The following is an 18626-nucleotide window of genomic DNA, read 5'->3' on the forward strand; positions in this document are numbered from 1 at the left end:
ATTTGTCATTTCAAAGTCCGTCCAATTCTAAAGCCAATGCATGCAATTCGCACGATTCGCGTTTACCGGCAATTTCCCGGTGCGGCACACGACATTTCGGTGCGCGTCAACCCCCCGGTCGGCCGGCTAGACCCTCCGATGCGTTTTCCAGGCGCCGTAGGGCAGGGTGTCCAGAACCGTCTTTACACCAACCTGCACCAGCTGCGGGGTGGCCGGGCAGATCGCCAGCCACGCTTCGCCCGATCCCGCGGTGCGCGCCTGCTGATACAGCGCGATCCGGCCGCCGGACCCGTCCTTGAGCGACAGCACCGAGGCGCTGGGGCCCTTGGCGTCGTCACGGTATTGCCGCGCGTACACGGCGGCCTCCGCAGCCGGCTCCGACAACGCCTGCCCCAGCGCGGCCACGGTTGCGGCACTGATGCCCATCCGGCGCAGGTCTCCCCCGGTGAAGATGTTGAAGCCGGAGTCCTGCCAGCTCTGCGTCGCCTCCAGCATCTCCTCCATCGGCACGTTGACCGCGGTGATCTGCGCCGGATCGGCGTGGTGGATGGATTCCATGCCGTCGATCACCAGGGCGGCGATCGATGCGGCATCGGTCACGGCGACGTCGTCGACGGTGATGTCGGTGCCGACCCGCACCGCCGACACCCAGTGCTCGCCGCGCCGCGCCAGCAGCACCCGGAACTCGTTGTCGGGGATGTCGCGGGTGCCAGGTGGCTGGTCTTCGTCATCGATCACGCCGTAGCGCAATTTGCCCAGTGACAGCAGCGCGACCACCTCGAGGTCGGGCGCGGCCAGCACCCGCATCCGGGCCGCCACCACCTCGTTGACCTCGTCGTCGACGACGATGCCCTGCTCACGCATCACCGCCATGCCGGGGTGTTCCGACAGCCAGTCGTTCGAATCGGTGGAAACGTAAGGTCGGCAACGCAACTCGGGCGCGACGTGGCGAATATCCAGCAGCGCCTGCAGCATCCAGAAGCCCTCGACGTTGACGGTGATGTCGGTGCGGGTGCTCGGGTCCATCACTACCCTCCTCTACCTTGCCGATGTACTTTGGCTATTGGATCACGCAGCGGTCAGGTCACGCTTGCCACTACCCCACCCATTGCAGCACGCGGCAGCACACCGGTGGATCGGTGTGCTGCCGCGCTGCGAGTTGCGGTCGGTCAGGCCCAGCTGGACCCGACCGAGGCGTCGGTGTTGGCCATGTTGTTGCCGGCGGTCTGCACCTTCTGACCGTGGGCGTTGGCCTGCTCGTAGATGACCTGGAAGTTGCGGCCGAGCTGGGCCACGAACTCCTGGCAGGCCACCGAACCCGCGCCACCCCAGAAGTCCCCGGCAGCCAGCACGTCATGCACGATCGCCTGGTGCTCGGCCTCCAACGAAGCGGCCTGGGCGCGGATCAACGCACCGTGGGCATCCACATCACCGAACTGGTAGTTAATGCTCATCTGTAGTTCTCCTCCTAGCTCGACAGGATCTGCTGGGAAGCAGCTTCCTGCTGCTCGTAGTGGTTCGCGTCGCGAATCAGACCATCGCGCACCCCGTGCAACATGTTCACGATGTTGCGAAACGCCGTCTGCATCTGACCCATCGTGTCGTAAGACGTCCGCTCGGCCAGACCACCCCAGCCCGCACCGGAGATGTTGGTCGACGACGCCCACATCCGCCGGGCCTCATCCTCGACCGTCTGGGCGTGCACATCAAAACGCCCCGCCATCGCCCGCATCGCATCCGGATCGGTCATAAAACGTGTTGCCACTGGTGTCTCTCCTTGTCTTGAAGTTCGTTGGTTGTTGTTTCTGGTAGTTACCTGGTCACCGGATAGAGCCGCTGGTCATGTCCGGCTGTGCACAAAAGAACGGCTCTCCTCCCATCAGCCCGCCGAAGCCGCGTTGGCGGCCTCGGTGGCGGCGTAGGAAGTGGCACTGCTGTTGAGGGTGGCGACGAACATCTCGTGGATCGCCGCGGCCTGGGCGCTCACCTGCTGGTACATCGTCGCGTGGGCGGCGAACTGGGCGGCGGTCAACGCCGAGACCTCATCGGCAGCAGCCGGCACCACGCCGGTGGTCGGGGCGGCAGCAGCGGCGTTCTGCGCGTTCAACGCCGAACCGATTCCGCTCAGGTTTCCGGCAGCCGCGGCCAGCGCCTCCGGCTGCGCGTTGACGAACGACATTCGACTTTCCTCCTCGGATCGCCTTCAGCAATCTTTCTGCCACTGAGCGTAAGGGGTCCTGACGGCCGATACAGCCGATGACGCCCAGTGTTCATCTGGGGACAGCAACTGTTCACTTGGGGTAACAGCGGAGTAACCCGATGGCTGGTTCTGGGCCGTGGAAACCGGGCCAGCCTGCCGAAACACAGTTCTGTTATTCGCCGCTGCGGTGGCGGGCCGAAGTCCCCGCCGAGGCGGTCGCAACGGTGCCTGCGATTAAAATCTGGCCGCGGCGAAAGCTTCCCGCCCGCACCGGATGTGACACCCCCAGCAACCACGGCGCCGCTGTTAGGCGCATCACCGCGGCCGTTGGTGGAACAGGCTCAGCGGACCGGGGTGGCCGCGCGTTCGTTCGCCGGCGCGCGCCGCAGCTCCGTTGCGGCGACTTGCACGAACACGCCGGTGTCCTCGGCCATCAGCAGGCCACGGCCACGGGGCAGCGGACCGCCCTTCATCTTGCCGCGGATGAAGCCCTCGTCGGGGTCGGCGTCCATCACCAGCAGCGGCGCATTGGCCTGGTGCAGGGCCCGCAGCAAGGGATCGCTGCCGGCCGACGACCAGCCGCCGAAGGTCCGGGCGGCGATCACGTGCAAGCCGACGTCCGCCGAGCGGGTCACCCAGGGGGCGGCCTTCTGGAACGGCGAGTCGAAGCCGGGCGGGAACTGCTGGATGTCATCGATGATCAAGAAGATCTCCGGCCCGCTCCACCAGGTGCGCGAGAGCAGCTCCTCGGCCGACAGACCCGGCGGTGGCTCCCGGTTGGCCAGCGTGGCGGCCAACTCGTTGATCAGGGAGACGGCCCCGTCCATGTTGTAGGCGAACTTCTCCACGTAGTCCGAGCCCAACGTGGTCAACAGCTGCCGACGGGGGTCGATCAGCCACACCTGCGCCGACGGTTGCGTAGTCGGCGGCGCGGTGCTGGCACCGGGCGCGTACAGCCGCTCGATCTCGCTCATGATGGTGGCCAGCGTGGTGGTGCGGCCTGCTTCCCGGCGCCCGGTCACCATCAGGTGCCCGTTCTCGGCGAAGTTCAGATAGACCGGCTGCAGGTCGAGTTCGGAGATGGCCCAGGCGATGCCGCCGGCACCCACACCCTCGCGCTGGTCGTTGGCCGCGACCGCCCGCACCTCGTCCAGACCGAACCGCGCCGGCAGCCGCCGCACCGGGCGCACCCGGCCCACCGCGACCTGACTGACCGCGGCAGCGACGCTGTCGGACTCGAAGACCCGCTCGTTGGTGTCGCCCATCGCCGGGCGCGCGATCAGCGTGTGCAGGCCGGACTGCGGATCGCTGTCCAGCCGCACGTAGTTGACCGCGACCATGCCCCGGCCCGGCTTGACCGGGACGTCCTTGGCGAACCGGGACCGCACCAGCTTGGCGTCCTCCACCGCCGCCAGCCGCAACTCGACCCGGGAGCCGAAGCCGCTGCGGACCGGCGGGCGCAACTCCGACTCGCGGTCGGCGGTCACCACCACGTGCACGCCGAACGACGGGCCCTGGTTGATGATCTGGTTCACCTGCTCGACGAGCACCTCGTTGTCTTCCGAGAGCGCGCGGTAGTTGTCGATCACCAGGTAGACGTCGCCGAAGCCGTCGTTGGGGACATTTCCCGGGGCCCCGTCGAACTTGCGCCGCCGGAAGACCTCCATCGAGGCCACATCGTTCTCGAGGAAGCTGCGCTTGCGGGTCCGCACCAGCGCCAGCAGCTCGGCGACCGTGCGGCGCACGCCGTCGGGATCGGTCGGCCCGCAGACGCTGCCCACGTGCGGCAGGCTGGCCACCGTGGTCAGCGCGGTACCGCTGTAGGCCAGGCAGTAGAACTGGACCTGCTCGGGAGTGTGGGTCAACGCCGCCGAGCAGATCAGCGTCTGCAACGCCGTCGTCTTGCCGGCACCACCCGCGCCCAGGATCAGCACGTTAGCGCCCGGCCCGGAGGTGTCCACCGTCCACGGCGGCTGGTCATGCTTGAACGGGCGGTCGATGACCCCGATCGGGAACACCAGATCGCGCCGCGTGCCGTAGTCCTGTTGCCACGGGTGGCCCAGGTAGCGGTTCACCAGCTCGTCGATGGCCACCGGAACGTCCAGCGGCGGTTGCCACAGCCGATAGGGCTCGAAGTCGATCTGGCGCAGCTGGTCGATGATCACCGTGCCGACCTTGGGAATCCGGATCGCGTCCTCTTCCTCGACCGGGGGCTCCTCGGCCGGTGTGGCCGTGATGGCCGGCGTCTCCTCGGCCGCCTCGAGTTCGGTGCCGCTGACGCTTACCTCCAGCGGGGTGAACGCGGTGGTGAACAGCTGCGGCCGGATGTAGTCGATGGAGTGCACCTGCGGCAATTGCTCGTCGTCGAGAATCCCGCCGCGATGGTAGTCGCGCCACAGGAACTCGGCCTGGAAACGGATCACCTCTTCGCCGCTCTTGCGGAAGTAGCCCAAGCCGGCCTTGCCCGGCAGGTTCACCGCATTCGGCACGCCGGCGGCCTGGGCTGCGCCGGCGGTCTGCGCCTTGAGCACCAGCCGGTAGCCCATGTTCTCCATCAGCTTCTCGGCGCGGCTCTCGATGGTCTGCGACGCCATCATCAGGTGCACCCAGTAGGCGCGGCCCTGCCGGCCGATCGAGTCCAGCACTTCCACCGCGGTCGGCATGATCCGGAACCACTCGTAGAACTCGTCGATCACCACGACGAGCATCGGCAGCGGCGGCAGGCTGTGGTCACCGCGGGCGGCCATCCGGGACCGAATCTCGTTGTACTCCTTGGCGCCGTCGACACCGGCGCTGTCGCACATCGATTTGCGGCGGGCGATCTCGCCCCACATCGCCTCCAGGAAGCGTTCCATCAGCGCCTGGTCGTCTTCCAGGTCGGTGATGATTCGCGACACGTGCGGCACCCCGGCGAACGGCTTGACCGCCGATCCACCCTTGAGGTCGGCCAGCACGAACTGCAGTTCCTCGGGCGAGTGCCCCAGCAGCAGCGACTCGATCACCGTGCGCACCAGCGTCGACTTACCCGAACCCGTGGTGCCCGACATGACACCGTGCGGGCCGTCGCCGCCTTCGTCCAGCGACTTCATATCGAGGAACAGCAGCTCACCGTTGTCGGAGCGGTTGCCGAACGGCACCCGCAGCCGGGCCCGGCTGCCCTCCTTCTGCCGGCTCGTCCAGAGACTGTCGAAGTCGATCCGCCCGGCGTCCTCGATGCCGTAGTAGGAGAGGATGTCGCGGGCCCCGATGTGGTGGGTCACCCGCTGACCGATCTCCTCGTAGGCCTCGGCCAGCCGCCAGTGCGCCATCCGCTGCGCGAACTGCTCGGCGTCGGTCCGGCTGACCTGGTCGGCCAGCGCGAAGAACCACTCGTTGTCGTCGATGACCATCCAGGTGTCGCGGTCGCGTGGCAGGGCGTTGATGATGCCCTTGTCGTCGAAGCGCAGCACCCGTTGCGCGACACCGCGCCACTCGGCAGCGCCGGTCAGGTCGAAGAACGTCACCCCGTCGATGCCCTCGGTGGTGTTGACGTACTCCCACTGCGGGTCGATGCCGTCGACGATGATCAGGTGGTGCGGCGTGGGCGTCTCCGCCGAGGAGCTGGCGTGGCGCGGCATGAACGATCCGCGCCCGGAGAACAGATCGGCGTGTTCGGTGGCGAAGTCGCGCACCGAGCCGTACACCATGCGGGCGTTACCCGCGGCGTCCTGGCGGCGCGGGTCGCCGAAGTGCGGCAGCCACTTCACCCAGTCCCACTGCTCCAGATCGGAGGTGACGACCACCATGCGCAGGTGGTCGGGTCCGTGCGAGAACGCGAACTGGCAGATGATCGCGCGCATCAGCCCGAGCACCTGCTCGCGATCGCCGACCAGCGAATACCACGGCTCGACCAGCAGCGAGACCATCTTCGGCAGGTTGTAGACCACGCTCTGATAGCGCCCGAACTCCTGCAGCGCCTTGCCGGTCACCGGTTCGAGTTCGATGTCGGTGGGCATGTTCTGCGGCTCGCCCCAGGTGACTTCCGGGCGCGTCATACCGACCCCGACGCGGGCCAGCCCGAAGTTGAGGTCCTTACCGTTGGGCTGGCGCTCCCACATCCGAGACGATCCCACCGCGGCGGCCAGGGTGGACGGCGCCGGGTGGTACCACCGGTAGTTGGCGTCCATGCTGTCGGCGGACTCCGCGGCCGACTCCCGCAGCCGGTCCAGCATGAGCATGAACTGGGCGCGCATCGCGTCGAGCTTGGGCCGGCTCAGCTGCTGGGCGCCACCGCCGAAGCGGCCGCCGAACATCATCATCGCGATGCCACCGATCATGAAGATCGGGAAGATGGCACCGGCACCCAGGAACATCCGGGAGCCGTTGGCCACGGTCATCGCGACCATGCCGACCAGCAGGCCCACCACCAGCACGCCGACCACCACCAGCCACCACGGCTTGCCCTCCGGCGGAGGGACGCTCAGCGGCGTCGGCAATACGATGTTCTCCGGCTTGACCACCGGGGCGCGTTCCGGCGTCGGCCGGGCGTATCCACGTTTCACTTGGGCACCGCCAATTCTGCAGGGTTCATATCGGTTGGCAGGGTGTCGTGGCGTACCAGCGCATCCTGGCGCGACAGCGTCGGACCGTGCGCCAGCAAGCGCAACGCCACCGACGGCGCCAGCGCGGGCTCAGTGACCAGACCCAGCGCCTTGCGCTCGTCGTCGCCCGGCACGCCGTATCGCACGCCCGAGGCGGACAGCCACCACAACGATTCCCGGGTGGAGGCGTCCGGGTCGTTGCCGGTCACCGCGACGAAGTTGCCGTAGCCCGGTCCGAAGTAGACCCGGTCGGCCTGCGGCATGCTTTTGTCGTTGGTCTTCACCAGTGACACCACTCGGTTGATCTGCTTCTGCGGCACCGGGATCGTGGGACCGGACACCACCTGCACCCGGGCTCGGCTCTCGCCGTTAGAGCGCTCCCACCACCAGCAGGTGGACGGGTTCTCCTTCATGTCGACGACCTTGAGCGGCCCCTCCGGGTAGGCCGACAGGTCCAGCCCGGTGACCACCGGCATCTTCGCCAGCTCCGGCGGCGCCACCACGATCGGAGCACCGCCCGCGGTCGCCCCGGCATTCTGCAGAATACGCGCCACCACCGGCGACACGGTCTGCACGCCGTTCATCAGAACCACCGAATACTGTTGCGGCCCAGCCAATTGCGGTGTGGTGAAGACGGTCCCCACCGGGCCGGGCGCATTGGGGAAGGCCGGCGGACGGCCGGCATCGGGCACAAACGGCACCGCCAACTCCGGCCCGACCGGCACCGCGTCGAACAGTGCCTGACTCATCGGCCGGGCATGCTCGACCTGCTCGGGGGTGAGTCCCAGCGGCAACAGCACCGCCCGGTCGGCGGCGTCGATGCGCGAGCGCCGGCCCTGACGGATGACCCACGATTCGTCGTTGTAGCGCAGCACCACGGCGTCCGGGCCGTCGAGCACCCGGCGGCGCGAGCTGAGGTCCGGGCTGCCGTCGATCACCGTGACCGTCACCGGCGACGGCGCGCCGACACCCTGGACGTTGCCGACGGTGTCGCAGATCAACCACGACGACGACGTGGGCGACGTCGGCTGAATGTCCGACGGCGCCCCCGGGATGCCCACCAGCGGGCCGTGCGGCTGCTCGGCGATCTGCGCGGAGCGCACCTTGTGCGGATTGTCGGGGCGACCGGCAATCAGCCGGGCCGAGGCCAAATTCAGCGCCGGATATAACGTGTCGCCGACCCGGACGTACAGCGCCCCCGAATCGCGGTCGGCGATAATGGGCGATTCGTTCATCTGGCCCGAGGGGCTCAGAAACGACCACAGCAGCGCGCCGAGACAGATCACCGAAGCCGCCGAGACCGAGGCGACCACGGCCAGCGCCTGCCGCCGGCCCGGCTCGACTTCCATCCGCACCTGCCAGCGGGTCAACGCCATCGCGGTTCGACGCGCCAGGAATTGGTACCCGGTCATCTGGGTGCGCGTCGACAACCCCAGGCCGTAACCGGGCCCCCGGTTTTCGTCAGCCACGGTCCGTCCCAACCCCCGCCCGTTGCACTGCCCGGCTACGGGGCCGGTTCGGTGCGTTTTTGGTCGTCATCTACCCCTGCCTGATCGCAAGCTTCTCCACTGCGCATGCTAGCCGTGTTGCGCAGCCCCCGCCTGCCGCGCGGAGTGCAATCCGGCGGCGATGGCGAATTCGGTTCGCCGATTCTGCCTCGAATTATGGACGCATTAGGTAAACGGTCAGTTACGCGCGAGATTCGCCTGGGCGCGACGGGCTGCCCCCGGCTACCAACGGCGGTGTTCGCCCGGAAATAATCGCGTCGAGCCGAACACCTCCCCGGCCCGGCAGGACCCGATAGACCCATTCCGCACTCTCGGATGCATCTGCCGTTTTCATCCGCATCTGCAATACCTGAGCTTCCTGCCAGAACCCTGTGCATTTGGTGTCAGAGCGGCAGAGCGAGAGCCTCCCGGTTGTACTGTCGCGACGTGACAACGATCGACGGACAGGGTGCTGAAGGACAGCTCGACCCCCGGGGTCCTGCCACCTCACCAGCCACGGACGAGACAACCCACCAGGTCAAGTACTCCACCGACGTCGTCGACGTCGAATTGGAGCTGGAACAGGGCTACCGCACCGAGATTCATAAGAATCACGACGACACCGTCGACGTAGAGACCTATGGCGGTGGCTTCGACCTGTCCCGGCGTGCGGTCGCCCCGCACCTGCGCGTCGGGCGGGACAAGTGGTTCAACCTGCTGTGGCTGATCCCGATCGGCTTCGTCGGGCTGGTCGCGACGATCGCGATCGGCAAGGGCGTCCGCAACATCCCCGGCGTCGAGGACTTCATCGCCCAATACCCGGGGAGCAGCCCGTCGTCGGCGGTCGAAGGCGGTCTTCCCGCCTGGGCCGGCTGGACGCACTTCTTCAACCTGTTCATGATGATCTTCATCATCCGGGCCGGCATTCAGATCCTCTGTGACCACCCTCGGCTGTACTTCAGCCGCAACTCCACCCCTGGCAAAGATGAATGGCTGCGGGTCGGGCCGCCGGTTCCCGACGACCCGTACTGGACCGCCAACGCCGACACCGTTGCACTGCCGGCGCAGTTCGGCCTGCCCGGCTTCCGGCACTCGATCGGCCTGGCCCGTTGGTGGCACATGGGCACCGGGGTTCTCTGGCTGCTCAACGGCGCCATCTTCTACGTCCTGCTGTTCACCACCGGGCAGTGGCGGCGCATCGTGCCGACCAGCTGGGACGTCATCCCGCACGCGGCCTCAGTGATGATCCAGTACGCATCGCTGGACTGGCCGGACGACCACACCTGGGTCAATTACAACGCGCTGCAGCTGATCTCGTACTTCGTCACGGTGTTCATCGCCGCCCCGGCAGCGCTCATCACCGCGCTGGGCATGTCGCCGGCGCTGTCGCAGCGGCTCGGGCTGATCAGCAAGCACATGCGGCTGAACCTCCAGGTCGCCCGGTCCCTGCACTTCCTGGTGCTGTGCTACTTCCTGCTGTTCATCCTGGTGCACGTCACGATGGTGTTCGCCACGGATGCCTTCGACAACCTCAACCATATGTTCGCCGCCCGGGGTTGCGCGGAAGGCGCCGGACCCGAATGCCACAGCCCCGTCGGGTTCTATGTGTTCTGCGTGGCGGCGGTGATCTGCCTCGTCGGCTGGCTCGTTGCCACCCCGCTGACGCTCAAGTACCCGCGAGTGGTCCAGAAGGTCGGCTACGCCCTGATCGGGCCGTTCCAGCGGGCGCTGGAGAAGCTCAACCCCGAGCCGGGCACCTTCACCGAGGCGGACATCTCGCCGTTCCACTGGCGCAACGGCCGGCTGCCGGAGACCGTCGAGTACAAGGAGTTGGAGGCTGGCGACTTCAAGGACTGGCGGCTGAAGGTCTACGGGCTGGTCGAGAACCCGATGGAGTTCTCCCTGGAAGACCTCAAGGCGCTGCCCTACCACGACCAGATCACCCAGCACATGTGTGTGCAGGCCTGGTCCGGGGTGGCCAAGTGGGGTGGCGTGCAGATGTCGACGATCATGGACATCGTCAAACCGCTGCCACAGGCGAAGTGGGCCGTCTTCTACTCGATGGGCCTGGGCGCCACCGGCGGCATCTACTACAACGCCCACCCCGTCGACCAGATGTGGCACCACATGTCGATGCTCGCCTACAACATGAACGACCAACCGCTGCCCTACATGCACGGCCGGCCGCTGCGGCTGCGTAATGAGCTGCAGCACGGCTACAAGCTGGTCAAGTGGATCAAGGGCATCGAGTTCGTGGAGAGCTACAAGGAGATCGGCAGCGGCCATGGCGGCTACAGCGAAGACCACAAGTTCTTCGGCCGCCACCAGACCATCTGAGGCTCGTTGGACGCAGTGGGGGCCGGCCCGATAAGGCCGGCCCGCACTGCGTTTCGGCGACGAACCGCTCAGCTACCCAGCACCGCCGGGGCTGTACAACGAATTCGAAGCCGTTGAGCCACTTAACGTTTCCGGGCTGCGCGGCAGTGTGCTTCGGGCACCGACAGACGCCGTAGGCGCCGGCCGACCGGGCCGTCGTAGGGTAGATCCAACCAACCGAGCAACGGGGGAATCCATGCGCAGTCGCGGTATCGGAAAGTCGGTCCTGTCAATGGTGGTGACCGGACTCGCCGTCGGCGCGGTCGCGACGGCCTGCGGTGACTGCGAGGACGATGCCGACGAAGGTGTGGTCGGCGAGGCCACCGTTGCCCCGGCCGTCCCGCTGGCGCCGATTGCCCCCGGTGAAGCCGCCACTGTCCCGGATCTGACCGCCGTGCCGGATGCCCCGCTCACCAGTGCCGCACCGGCCGTCGAGCGCCCCGCTCAGCAAGGCCAGGCGACGTTGGCGCCGGCGCCGGCGGCACCCCGGGTTCCGTCGGCCCCGGCTGTCCCCGCCATTCCGGCGATCCCGGCGATTCCGGCCATTCCGGCCATCCCCGCGATTCCGGCCATCCCCGCGATCCCCTACCCGTAACCGCGATAGCCACCCGGCGGTGTTCATCGGGTGTGCGGTGTCGGGTTTTGGGTGTGCCGACGATCAGGTGCGTCGCCGGATCAGGGTCCGGTCCAGGCCGCGTCCAAGCGGTCGGCCACGTCGATGATCTGGGCCTGCTGAGACTGCGGGCTCTCAATCTCATCGGCGACGTAACTTGCTATGAACCGTCGGATCTCCCCATCCACGCCGGCGAAGATCCGCAGCAGCTCGCCACGAATGGACGTCGACGAGACCTCCACGGTGATGTCGGAGGGCCGCGGCTTGGGCACGTCGATGATCAGCAGCAACGGCGCAGCGGCCCGCGCGGTGGCCCGCAGCGCGATATCACCGGCGACGGTGAACCGCTGTTTGTCCAACCGCAGGTCGATGAGCAGGTCGATGACCAGCGGTATGTGGATGGCAAACGTGAGCAGGTCGCCCAGTCCGCGGGCCACCCGGGGCTGCTGGATCCGCACCCTGGCGCTGACCCGGGCGATGCCCCCGGGCCCCTGACGCATCGGCGGCATCTCGAACTCGTCGCCGGCGATCGCGGCGAACGCAGCTGCCACGCGCTCTTCGGTAACCGCGACCTCGAAGAACTTCCGCCCGAACTCTTCGTAAGTCAGGTAGTTGAGGTTCTGCATAGCTTGATACCGTCTCACGACCCGATCTGTAACGGCCGCTGATCAGCGTGCGCGTCGCCGCTATTTTCTCACTCGGGCCCCGCGGCGGAGCCGAGGCGTTCGGCTCTCGGCAACGAGCCGGCCAAGAGCGGCCTGGCCCAACCGGTCGCACCGGCCGCTCCCAGCCGCTTAGCCGAGCGCACCCGGCGACGTGGCACGGCCGCCGCGGACCCTGGTGTATCAGCGCGACTCGCGGTGCGCAGTGGATCGAAAATTGCGGCACTGCAACGAGAACCGTCGACACGGCCGCGCACCGAAATGACACCCCATGTGCAACTGGAGTTCTCGACGGTACGCCGGTGCCGTACACCCAATTATTCCGTTTGCCAGGAGATTTCGTATCAATTCGAAATAGAAGCCGTTTCAAGCACTCTCAAACGGGGCGTAGACAGCTTCTACCTGCACTTCAACCTATATCCACGGCCGAAAGGTGCTCAACGCAGGACATTTTCGTCCTCCTACCTGGTGTTTTCCGTTGCGACGTAATGCTTAACAACTTGAACTTCAAACGTGATGCCTGCCACAGATTTTGGTTGCCGCAGAAAGCCATTGTTAGTGTGCCTGGTCATGTTTGGTCTCGACGCGCTGATGGCGCTCATCCAGCAGGTATCCGGAACGCCGTACATCCCCGGCGGGGACAGCCCCGCCGGTACGGACTGCTCGGGCCTGGCCTCGTGGGTGTCCAATGTGGCCACTGGCCGGCCGGCCTTCGGCGACCGGTTCCACACCGCCAACGAGGAGTCGGCGCTGCTGGCCCGCGGCTTCCAGTACGGCACCGCCCCGGGCGCCCTGGTGGTGGGCTGGAACAGCCACCACACCGCCGTCACGCTGCCGGACGGCACTCCGGTGTCCAGTGGCGAGCCCGGTGGGGTGAGGATCGGCGGCGGCGGCGCTTACCAGCCCCAGTTCACCCACCACATGTACCTGCCGATGCCGGCCGACGCGCTCGATGCTCCGCCGATGGAGGCCCCGCTGCAGTTCGCCGCTATGGAGGAGCCGCCGGCACCCGAACCGCCCGCCGAGCCGATGGGCTTCGAGATGGCCCCGCCGCCGTTCGAGGCCCCGCCCCCGGCGCCGCCGTTCGAGGCCCCGATGGACTTCCCGCCCGGTGAGGCGCCGCCGATGGACGGCCCGGCGCCCGACCAGCCGCCGGCCGAGCCAGGACCGGAGCCGATCGACCGCGACGCACCGCCCCCGGCTTAACCTCGGGCCATCGGCGCGGCCGGGTCGACGCGGCGTCGCGCCAGCAGCCATGCCAGCCCCTGGCCTTCGCCGTCGGCGATAATCTCCAGGCCGGCGAACGCCGCGCGCAACTCACCGGGCTGGGCCCGAAACCGCCCGGCGCTACCGCCGACCTGGCTCAGCGCGGCGATGGCCAGCAGGCCGTTCGGGGCCAGCCGCCCGATCATCGCCACATCCAGCCGTCGGTCGCGGAACCGGGCGCAGTAGATAACGTCGGCGGGCGGCCCGCCGGGCAACCCGTGATCGAGATCGGCGACCTCGAAGTGGCACCGGTCGCCGACACCGCTGCGCGCCGCGAGCGAACGCGCCTGCTCGATCGCAACCGGGGATACGTCCAGTCCGCGGACCTGCAGCCCGCGCCGGGCCAACCAGACCGCGCCAGTCCCCTGTCCGCAGGCGATATCGAGGGCATGTCCCGCGGTCGGAAAGGCGTCGCGGTGGGCCGCGAACACCGCCGCCGGGCCGATCGCCTCCGGCGCCGGCCCGCCCCGTTCGGCGTATTTCTCGTCCCAGTGGGCGCGGTCGTCGGCACTCATCGGATGGACGATACTGCGGGGGTGAAACTACCGGTCACGCTCGGCGGATATCACGCCAAGCAGTGCGCCCGCGTCACCCATAACCTGTTCACCCCCGGTATCGCGGAGCCGGCCGTGCCCTCGCCTGAGCTGGCGGCGTTGCGCGAGGCCGGCGTCGCCTTCGAGGCGGCGATCCTCGACCAGTTCCGAGACCACTACGGCGATTCGGAGCAGCTGGTGGTGCTCGACGCCGGCAGCGGCCGCACCGAGCAGCGGCGGCGCACCCTCGCGGCGATGGATGCCGGGGTGCAGGTGATCGTCGGCGCGGTCCTACCGGAGGTCAATGGCCGCGCCGGGTTGCCCGATGTGCTGATCCGGTACCACAACGGCTATCTGTCCGTCGACATCAAAAACCACCGCACCTTGAGCACCGCAAAACGCTCCGAGGTCGCGGTGTCGAGGCTCTCTGCGCCCGGTGACCTGCTGACCTGTCCCGGCTACAGCGATCATGGGGCGCGCTGGCGTGACGATGTCATGCAGCTGGCGCATTACACCCGGATGCTGCAGGAGTTGGGATATCACCCCGGGGTGCATCTCGGCGGCATCATCGGCAGCTCCGACCTCGCCGGGCTCGTCGGCGAGCAGCACGGCATCACCTGGTATGACCTGCAAGCCGAGGTCATCACCACCTATTCCACCAGCGATCCCCGACACCGCAAGAAGCGCTCGGCCCTGCAGCGCTACGACCATGAGTTCGCCTTTCGCCTCGAAGTCGCGCACGCCGCGGCGTCCGGACGGGAACTGGTGCGGCCCTACCGGATCGGCGAATGCGACTCCTGCCTGTGGTTCGACCACTGCGCGACGGTGGCCGGCGACGATGACGCGTCCTTTGCCATCGAGACCGGCCATCTCAACGTCCGGGAGTGGCAGTACCTGTACCGGAACTGCGGCGACGGCATGACGTTGAGCGTCGCGCAGTTGGCCGAGGTCGATCCGGACGCTCACGTCGAGGCGTTTCGCATCCAGTCCGTGGGCACCCAGAAGCCCGCAGACCGGCTGGCGAACGTCGTCCGTCGCGCCCGAATGAGCTGCGCCCAGGCCGATTACGAGCGACGCGGACCGAATCCTCCGGCCGTTCCCTCCGCTGACATCGAAGTCGACTTCGACATCGAGTGGGATAGCGACAACCGGATCTACCAGTGGGGGCTGCGCATTCGCGATGGCCAGGACGACACCACCGCCTACTACGACCCGGTGGTCTCATTCGATCCGCTCGATGACGACGGCGAAGCCGCGCTGGCAGACGAATTCGCCTCCCGCATACGCCGTTTGCGCGGCCGGGCCGAACGGGAGGGCAAAACTCTGCGGGTCTTCCACTGGCATCATCCCGAGACGTCGAGCACCCGCAGATTCACCGCCGTCGCAGACGCGCTCGACGGACTGACCTGCGACCTGCGCCAGTGGTTCGACGCGGAGTATTTCGCCCGCACCTCGTCATCGATCAAATGTGTTGCCGGATACTTCGGTTTCCAGTGGGAGGTCGATGATGCCGGCGGCCTGGCATCCCAGCTGGCGATTGACGTCGCACGCGGACACGGGCCGGACGCCGACCTCGCCCGGCAGTGGTGCCTGCGGTACAACGAGTGCGACGTCGCGGCGCAGGCCGCGATCCGCGACGGATTGCGCTCCGACGGCCGGTGAGCCGGTTCAGCCCTGCTGCTGCACCGACGGACAGATGTTGGCGTGGGCCGCGTCGACCACCTGACCGGCGGTCGGCTTGGGGATCTGGAGGTAGACCGAGACCTGCTCGACGATCAGGCTGGTCGGATGCTTCGAAAACTCCAGGCAGGCCGTCCGTCCGGCGGCCAGCCGTGGCGCTTCGCTGCCGGGCGGGAATTGCGGCCGGATGGCGTTGAGGTAGGCCATCTCCTTCGCATTCGGATAGGTCGACTGCTGGCCGGCGCACACCAGAATGTCCGGGCTGTTGCCGCAGTAATCGGGATCCCGGGGATTGAGCGGGTCGGCGTGAGCCGATGACGCGGCACCGATCAGCCCGGCCAGCACACTCGCGGCCAGGGTTGTCGCCAGGGCGGTTGATTTCACGTCCAGCGCCTTTCTGTTCTCGCCGGTGACGCTAGCAGCTGTCCGGCCTGCCCCGAAGGAACTTGCCGCCGCCGAACACCGACCGGCCAACCTGCGCCGGACAGACGCGACGTAGCATCGCCGCTATGAGTTGGCTCGCCGGGTTCACCGCACCGCTGGCGGCCGCTGGCCTCGCGGCGGCGGCCGGGGCCGGGGCCCTGGTAGTCCCTGCGCCGGCTCACGCCGACGACGCCGGCTTTATGCGATACCTCGCCAGCCACGGCTACACCGCCCGTTACGCCGGAGACGAACCGATTCCGGAGCCCAGCGTGCGCGCGCTCGGGCACATGATCTGCGAGAACCTGCGCGTCGGCCGGGGCGTGGAAGTGCAACAGCCGCATTATCCGGCGTGGCCGCAGTTCCTACTCATCGCGGAGGCCGCACAGCACGAGCTGTGCCCCGGCGCCTAGGGTTCCTGCTGCACGGTGTGTCGGCCGGGTGCGCTGCGGGTAATTCCGTGCCATGAGGCTGCGCAGAAGCACGATCGGGGTCGGCGGGTTTCGCCGGGTCGGTCGGGGCCGCGGCTTCTCCTACACCGATGGGCGCCGGGCGATCGACGACCCGCAGGTGCTCGCCCGGATCAAGGAGCTGGCCATTCCCCCGGCCTGGCGCAACGTGTGGATCTGCCCCTACCCCAACGGGCACATCCAGGCCGTGGGCACCGACGCCGCCGGGCGTCGCCAGTATCTGTACCACCCGCAATGGCAGGTCGAGCGGTCCGAGGAGAAATACGACCGGGTGCTGACCCTGGCCGCAATGCTGCCGCAGTGGCGCACCGATGTCGTGACCGACCTGCGCGGCCGCGGGCTGAAGCGCGACCGGGTACTGGCCGTTGCCCAGCAGCTGATCGACCGGGGTTATTTCCGGGCCGGCGGCGAGGAATACGCCCAGGAGAACGGCAGCTTTGGCCTGGCGACCCTGTTGCGTGACCACGTCCGGATCCGCAGCGGCTGCGTGGACTTCGACTATCCGGCGAAAAGCGGAGTGCGACGGACGGTTTCGGTGGACGACCCGCTGGTCGTCCGGGCGGTGCGCTCCCTGTTGCGGGCGCCGACCGACATCCCCCGGCTACTGGTGTACCGCACTCCCGAGGGCTGGTGCGAGGTGCGGGCCGACGATCTCAACGAGCGGTTCCGCCAGCTGACCGATGAACAGTTCAGCGTCAAGGACCTGCGGACCTGGCATGGCACCGTGCTGGCCGCCGAGAGCTTCGCCGCCGCCCGCGAGCCGACCTCGAAAACTGTCCGGCGCCGTGAAATCGCCGCAGTAATGCGTTGTGTCGCGGAGGAATTGGGAAACACACCGGCGGTGGCCCGCAGTTCCTACGTGGATCCTCGGGTGGTGGAAGCCTACGAGCAGGGCTTCACCATCCGCTCGGCGCTGAACCGGGCGAAGTCGCTGGGGATGACGGCCGCGCGCCAGCACGCGGCAGAGCGTGCGACGGCTCGGATGATCAGGCGCGTCGACCGGGCACGGCGCTGAGCCGTGCCGCCTCCCCTGCCCGCCGGCCATTACGATTGCCCGATGCGCCACGCCGGCGTACACATCTACCGCGGCAACATCGTGTTCACCCCAACGCCGCAGGACTTCGTTGCGCTCGCCCGCGGCTATGTCGTCGTCGACGGCGCCGGAGTCATCACCGAGTGCCTCGCAGATCTGCCGGACCGCTATTGCACCGTACCGGTCATCGACCACGGGGATCGGCTGGTGCTGCCCGGTTTCACCGATGCCCACCTGCATGCTTCGCAACTGCCGATCACCGGATTGCAGTGCAACACCGAGCTGATCGACTGGCTGCACACGCTGGCCCTGCCGCAGGAGGCCGCCCTGGCCGACGCAGCCTATGCCGACGCGGTCTACACCCGGTTCGCCGAGGACCTGCTGCGCAACGGGATCACCGGTTCGATCGTCATGGGAACGATCCATGCCGAGAGCACCGCGGTTCTGGTCGACAAGCTGATTGCCGCCGGACTGAGATCCTGTGTGGCGAAAGTATCCCGGGACCAGAACGCACCTGCCGATGCATGCCAGGACACCGCCCGAGAGATCGCCGACGTCCGGCATTTTCTGACGCAGACGCTGGCCAGGTCGCCGTTGGTGACGCCGGCAGTCGGGCCCAGTACGGCCATGGTCTGCACCCGCAAGCTGATGAAGGGGCTGGCACAGCAGGCCGCCGAATTCGATATCCCGTGTCATACCCATCTGGCCGAGAACCGCGCCGAGGTCGAGTCGACCTTGCAGCAGCACCCGGACTGCGTCGACTTCCTTGATACCTACCAGCGTGCCGGTTTGCTCGGCACCGCCAATGCCGTTGTGGCCCATGCAATTCATCTCAACGATCGCGAGAAGAGGGCGATCCGTGACACCGGCATGCTGGTCGCGCACTGTCCGCACTCGAATCTGAACCTGCTCAGCGGTGTGATGCCGCTCGCGGAGTACCACGACATGGGCATCCGCGTCGGTCTCGGAAGTGACCTGGCGGCAGGGCACGCGCTCAACATGTTCGCCAACATGGTCGGCGCAATCCAATCCGGCGCAATGAGTTACCTGACCGGCCGGGCTTCCCGGCCGGTACCGCCCGCCGAGGCGTTCTATTGTGCGACCAAAGGCGGCGGCAGCTTCTTCGGCAAGACCGGCAGTTTCGAACCGGGATATGCGTTCGACGCGCTCGTCGTCGACGATTCGATGTGGACGCGGCACCAGCCGATGACGCTGCCGCAGCGCGTCGAAAAGCTCATCTACTGCGGCGATGATCGCAATATCGACCACGTCTACGTCGACGGCCGACGGTTGAGATGAGAGAGGT

Annotated in this window: 16 protein-coding genes; 7 read left to right on the forward strand and 9 right to left on the reverse strand. The window is 67.4% G+C overall.

What is annotated here, in order from left to right; all coding sequences use genetic code 11:
• Window positions 1–126: 126 nt before the first annotated feature.
• The 6 genes from AC5Y4Q_RS20155 to eccB all read right to left on the reverse strand — a co-directional run bounded on the left by AC5Y4Q_RS20155 (window position 127) and on the right by eccB (window position 8249).
• Window positions 127–1026 carry an ESX secretion-associated protein EspG gene (locus AC5Y4Q_RS20155; RefSeq protein ID WP_064920338.1) on the reverse strand — a complete coding sequence of 300 codons (900 nt, stop codon included), beginning with the start codon at window positions 1024–1026 and terminating at the stop codon, window positions 127–129.
• 143 nt (window positions 1027–1169) lie between these two features.
• Window positions 1170–1454, reverse strand: coding sequence for a WXG100 family type VII secretion target (locus tag AC5Y4Q_RS20160; RefSeq protein WP_064920337.1), 285 nt, complete (start codon window positions 1452–1454; stop codon window positions 1170–1172).
• Window positions 1455–1468: 14 nt separating this feature from the next.
• Window positions 1469–1765, reverse strand: coding sequence for a WXG100 family type VII secretion target (locus AC5Y4Q_RS20165; RefSeq protein WP_064920336.1), 297 nt, complete (start codon window positions 1763–1765; stop codon window positions 1469–1471).
• Window positions 1766–1879: 114 nt separating this feature from the next.
• Window positions 1880–2179: a PE family protein gene (locus AC5Y4Q_RS20170; RefSeq protein WP_064920335.1), complete on the reverse strand. Its 300-nt coding sequence runs from the start codon at window positions 2177–2179 to the stop codon at window positions 1880–1882.
• Between the two features lie 362 nt (window positions 2180–2541).
• The gene (gene eccCa, locus AC5Y4Q_RS20175; protein WP_125225992.1) at window positions 2542–6741 is read right to left on the reverse strand and encodes a type VII secretion protein EccCa; all 4200 of its coding nucleotides are present in this window, start codon (window positions 6739–6741) and stop codon (window positions 2542–2544) included.
• Window positions 6738–8249, reverse strand: a complete 1512-nt coding sequence (gene eccB, locus AC5Y4Q_RS20180; RefSeq protein WP_064920351.1) for a type VII secretion protein EccB — start codon at window positions 8247–8249, stop codon at window positions 6738–6740. The genes eccCa and eccB overlap by 4 nt, the downstream gene beginning before the upstream one ends.
• Before the next feature lie 588 nt (window positions 8250–8837).
• Here eccB and AC5Y4Q_RS20185 point away from each other — a divergent pair.
• Together AC5Y4Q_RS20185 and AC5Y4Q_RS20190 are read left to right on the forward strand one after the other, a co-directional pair.
• A complete protein-coding gene (locus AC5Y4Q_RS20185) occupies window positions 8838–10604 on the forward strand; it encodes a molybdopterin-dependent oxidoreductase (protein WP_064920350.1) in 1767 nt (588 codons plus the stop codon).
• Window positions 10605–10881: 277 nt separating this feature from the next.
• The gene (locus AC5Y4Q_RS20190; RefSeq protein WP_125225991.1) at window positions 10882–11238 is read left to right on the forward strand and encodes a hypothetical protein; all 357 of its coding nucleotides are present in this window, start codon (window positions 10882–10884) and stop codon (window positions 11236–11238) included.
• Between the two features lie 80 nt (window positions 11239–11318).
• Here the strand turns inward: AC5Y4Q_RS20190 and AC5Y4Q_RS20195 are convergent, their stop codons facing one another.
• Window positions 11319–11882 carry a hypothetical protein gene (locus AC5Y4Q_RS20195; protein WP_064920332.1) on the reverse strand — a complete coding sequence of 188 codons (564 nt, stop codon included), beginning with the start codon at window positions 11880–11882 and terminating at the stop codon, window positions 11319–11321.
• A gap of 606 nt (window positions 11883–12488) precedes the next feature.
• Between AC5Y4Q_RS20195 and AC5Y4Q_RS20200 the strand changes: the two genes are divergently transcribed.
• Window positions 12489–13124: a peptidoglycan endopeptidase gene (locus AC5Y4Q_RS20200; RefSeq protein ID WP_499960108.1), complete on the forward strand. Its 636-nt coding sequence runs from the start codon at window positions 12489–12491 to the stop codon at window positions 13122–13124.
• Here the strand turns inward: AC5Y4Q_RS20200 and AC5Y4Q_RS20205 are convergent.
• Window positions 13121–13699 carry a class I SAM-dependent methyltransferase gene (locus tag AC5Y4Q_RS20205; RefSeq protein ID WP_125225758.1) on the reverse strand — a complete coding sequence of 193 codons (579 nt, stop codon included), beginning with the start codon at window positions 13697–13699 and terminating at the stop codon, window positions 13121–13123. The genes AC5Y4Q_RS20200 and AC5Y4Q_RS20205 overlap by 4 nt on opposite strands.
• Window positions 13700–13720: 21 nt before the next feature.
• Here AC5Y4Q_RS20205 and AC5Y4Q_RS20210 point away from each other — a divergent pair, with 21 nt between their 5' ends.
• The gene (locus tag AC5Y4Q_RS20210) at window positions 13721–15379 is read left to right on the forward strand and encodes a ribonuclease H-like domain-containing protein (RefSeq protein ID WP_499960109.1); all 1659 of its coding nucleotides are present in this window, start codon (window positions 13721–13723) and stop codon (window positions 15377–15379) included.
• Window positions 15380–15385: 6 nt separating this feature from the next.
• Here AC5Y4Q_RS20210 and AC5Y4Q_RS20215 read toward each other — a convergent pair whose 3' ends face one another.
• Window positions 15386–15781 carry a hypothetical protein gene (locus AC5Y4Q_RS20215; protein WP_064920331.1) on the reverse strand — a complete coding sequence of 132 codons (396 nt, stop codon included), beginning with the start codon at window positions 15779–15781 and terminating at the stop codon, window positions 15386–15388.
• Between the two features lie 125 nt (window positions 15782–15906).
• Between AC5Y4Q_RS20215 and AC5Y4Q_RS20220 the strand changes: the two genes are divergently transcribed.
• The 3 genes from AC5Y4Q_RS20220 to AC5Y4Q_RS20230 are packed head-to-tail and all read left to right on the forward strand — an operon-like array spanning window position 15907 to window position 18619.
• On the forward strand, window positions 15907–16230 hold the full coding sequence (locus tag AC5Y4Q_RS20220; RefSeq protein ID WP_064920330.1) for a DUF732 domain-containing protein: 324 nt from the start codon (window positions 15907–15909) through the stop codon (window positions 16228–16230).
• 52 nt (window positions 16231–16282) lie between these two features.
• On the forward strand, window positions 16283–17302 hold the full coding sequence (locus AC5Y4Q_RS20225; protein ID WP_064920329.1) for a DNA topoisomerase IB: 1020 nt from the start codon (window positions 16283–16285) through the stop codon (window positions 17300–17302).
• Between the two features lie 42 nt (window positions 17303–17344).
• Window positions 17345–18619, forward strand: a complete 1275-nt coding sequence (locus tag AC5Y4Q_RS20230) for an amidohydrolase family protein (protein WP_125225756.1) — start codon at window positions 17345–17347, stop codon at window positions 18617–18619.
• Window positions 18620–18626: the final 7 nt, after the last annotated feature.

Source organism: Mycobacterium sp. NGS16 (genome assembly GCF_059813225.1).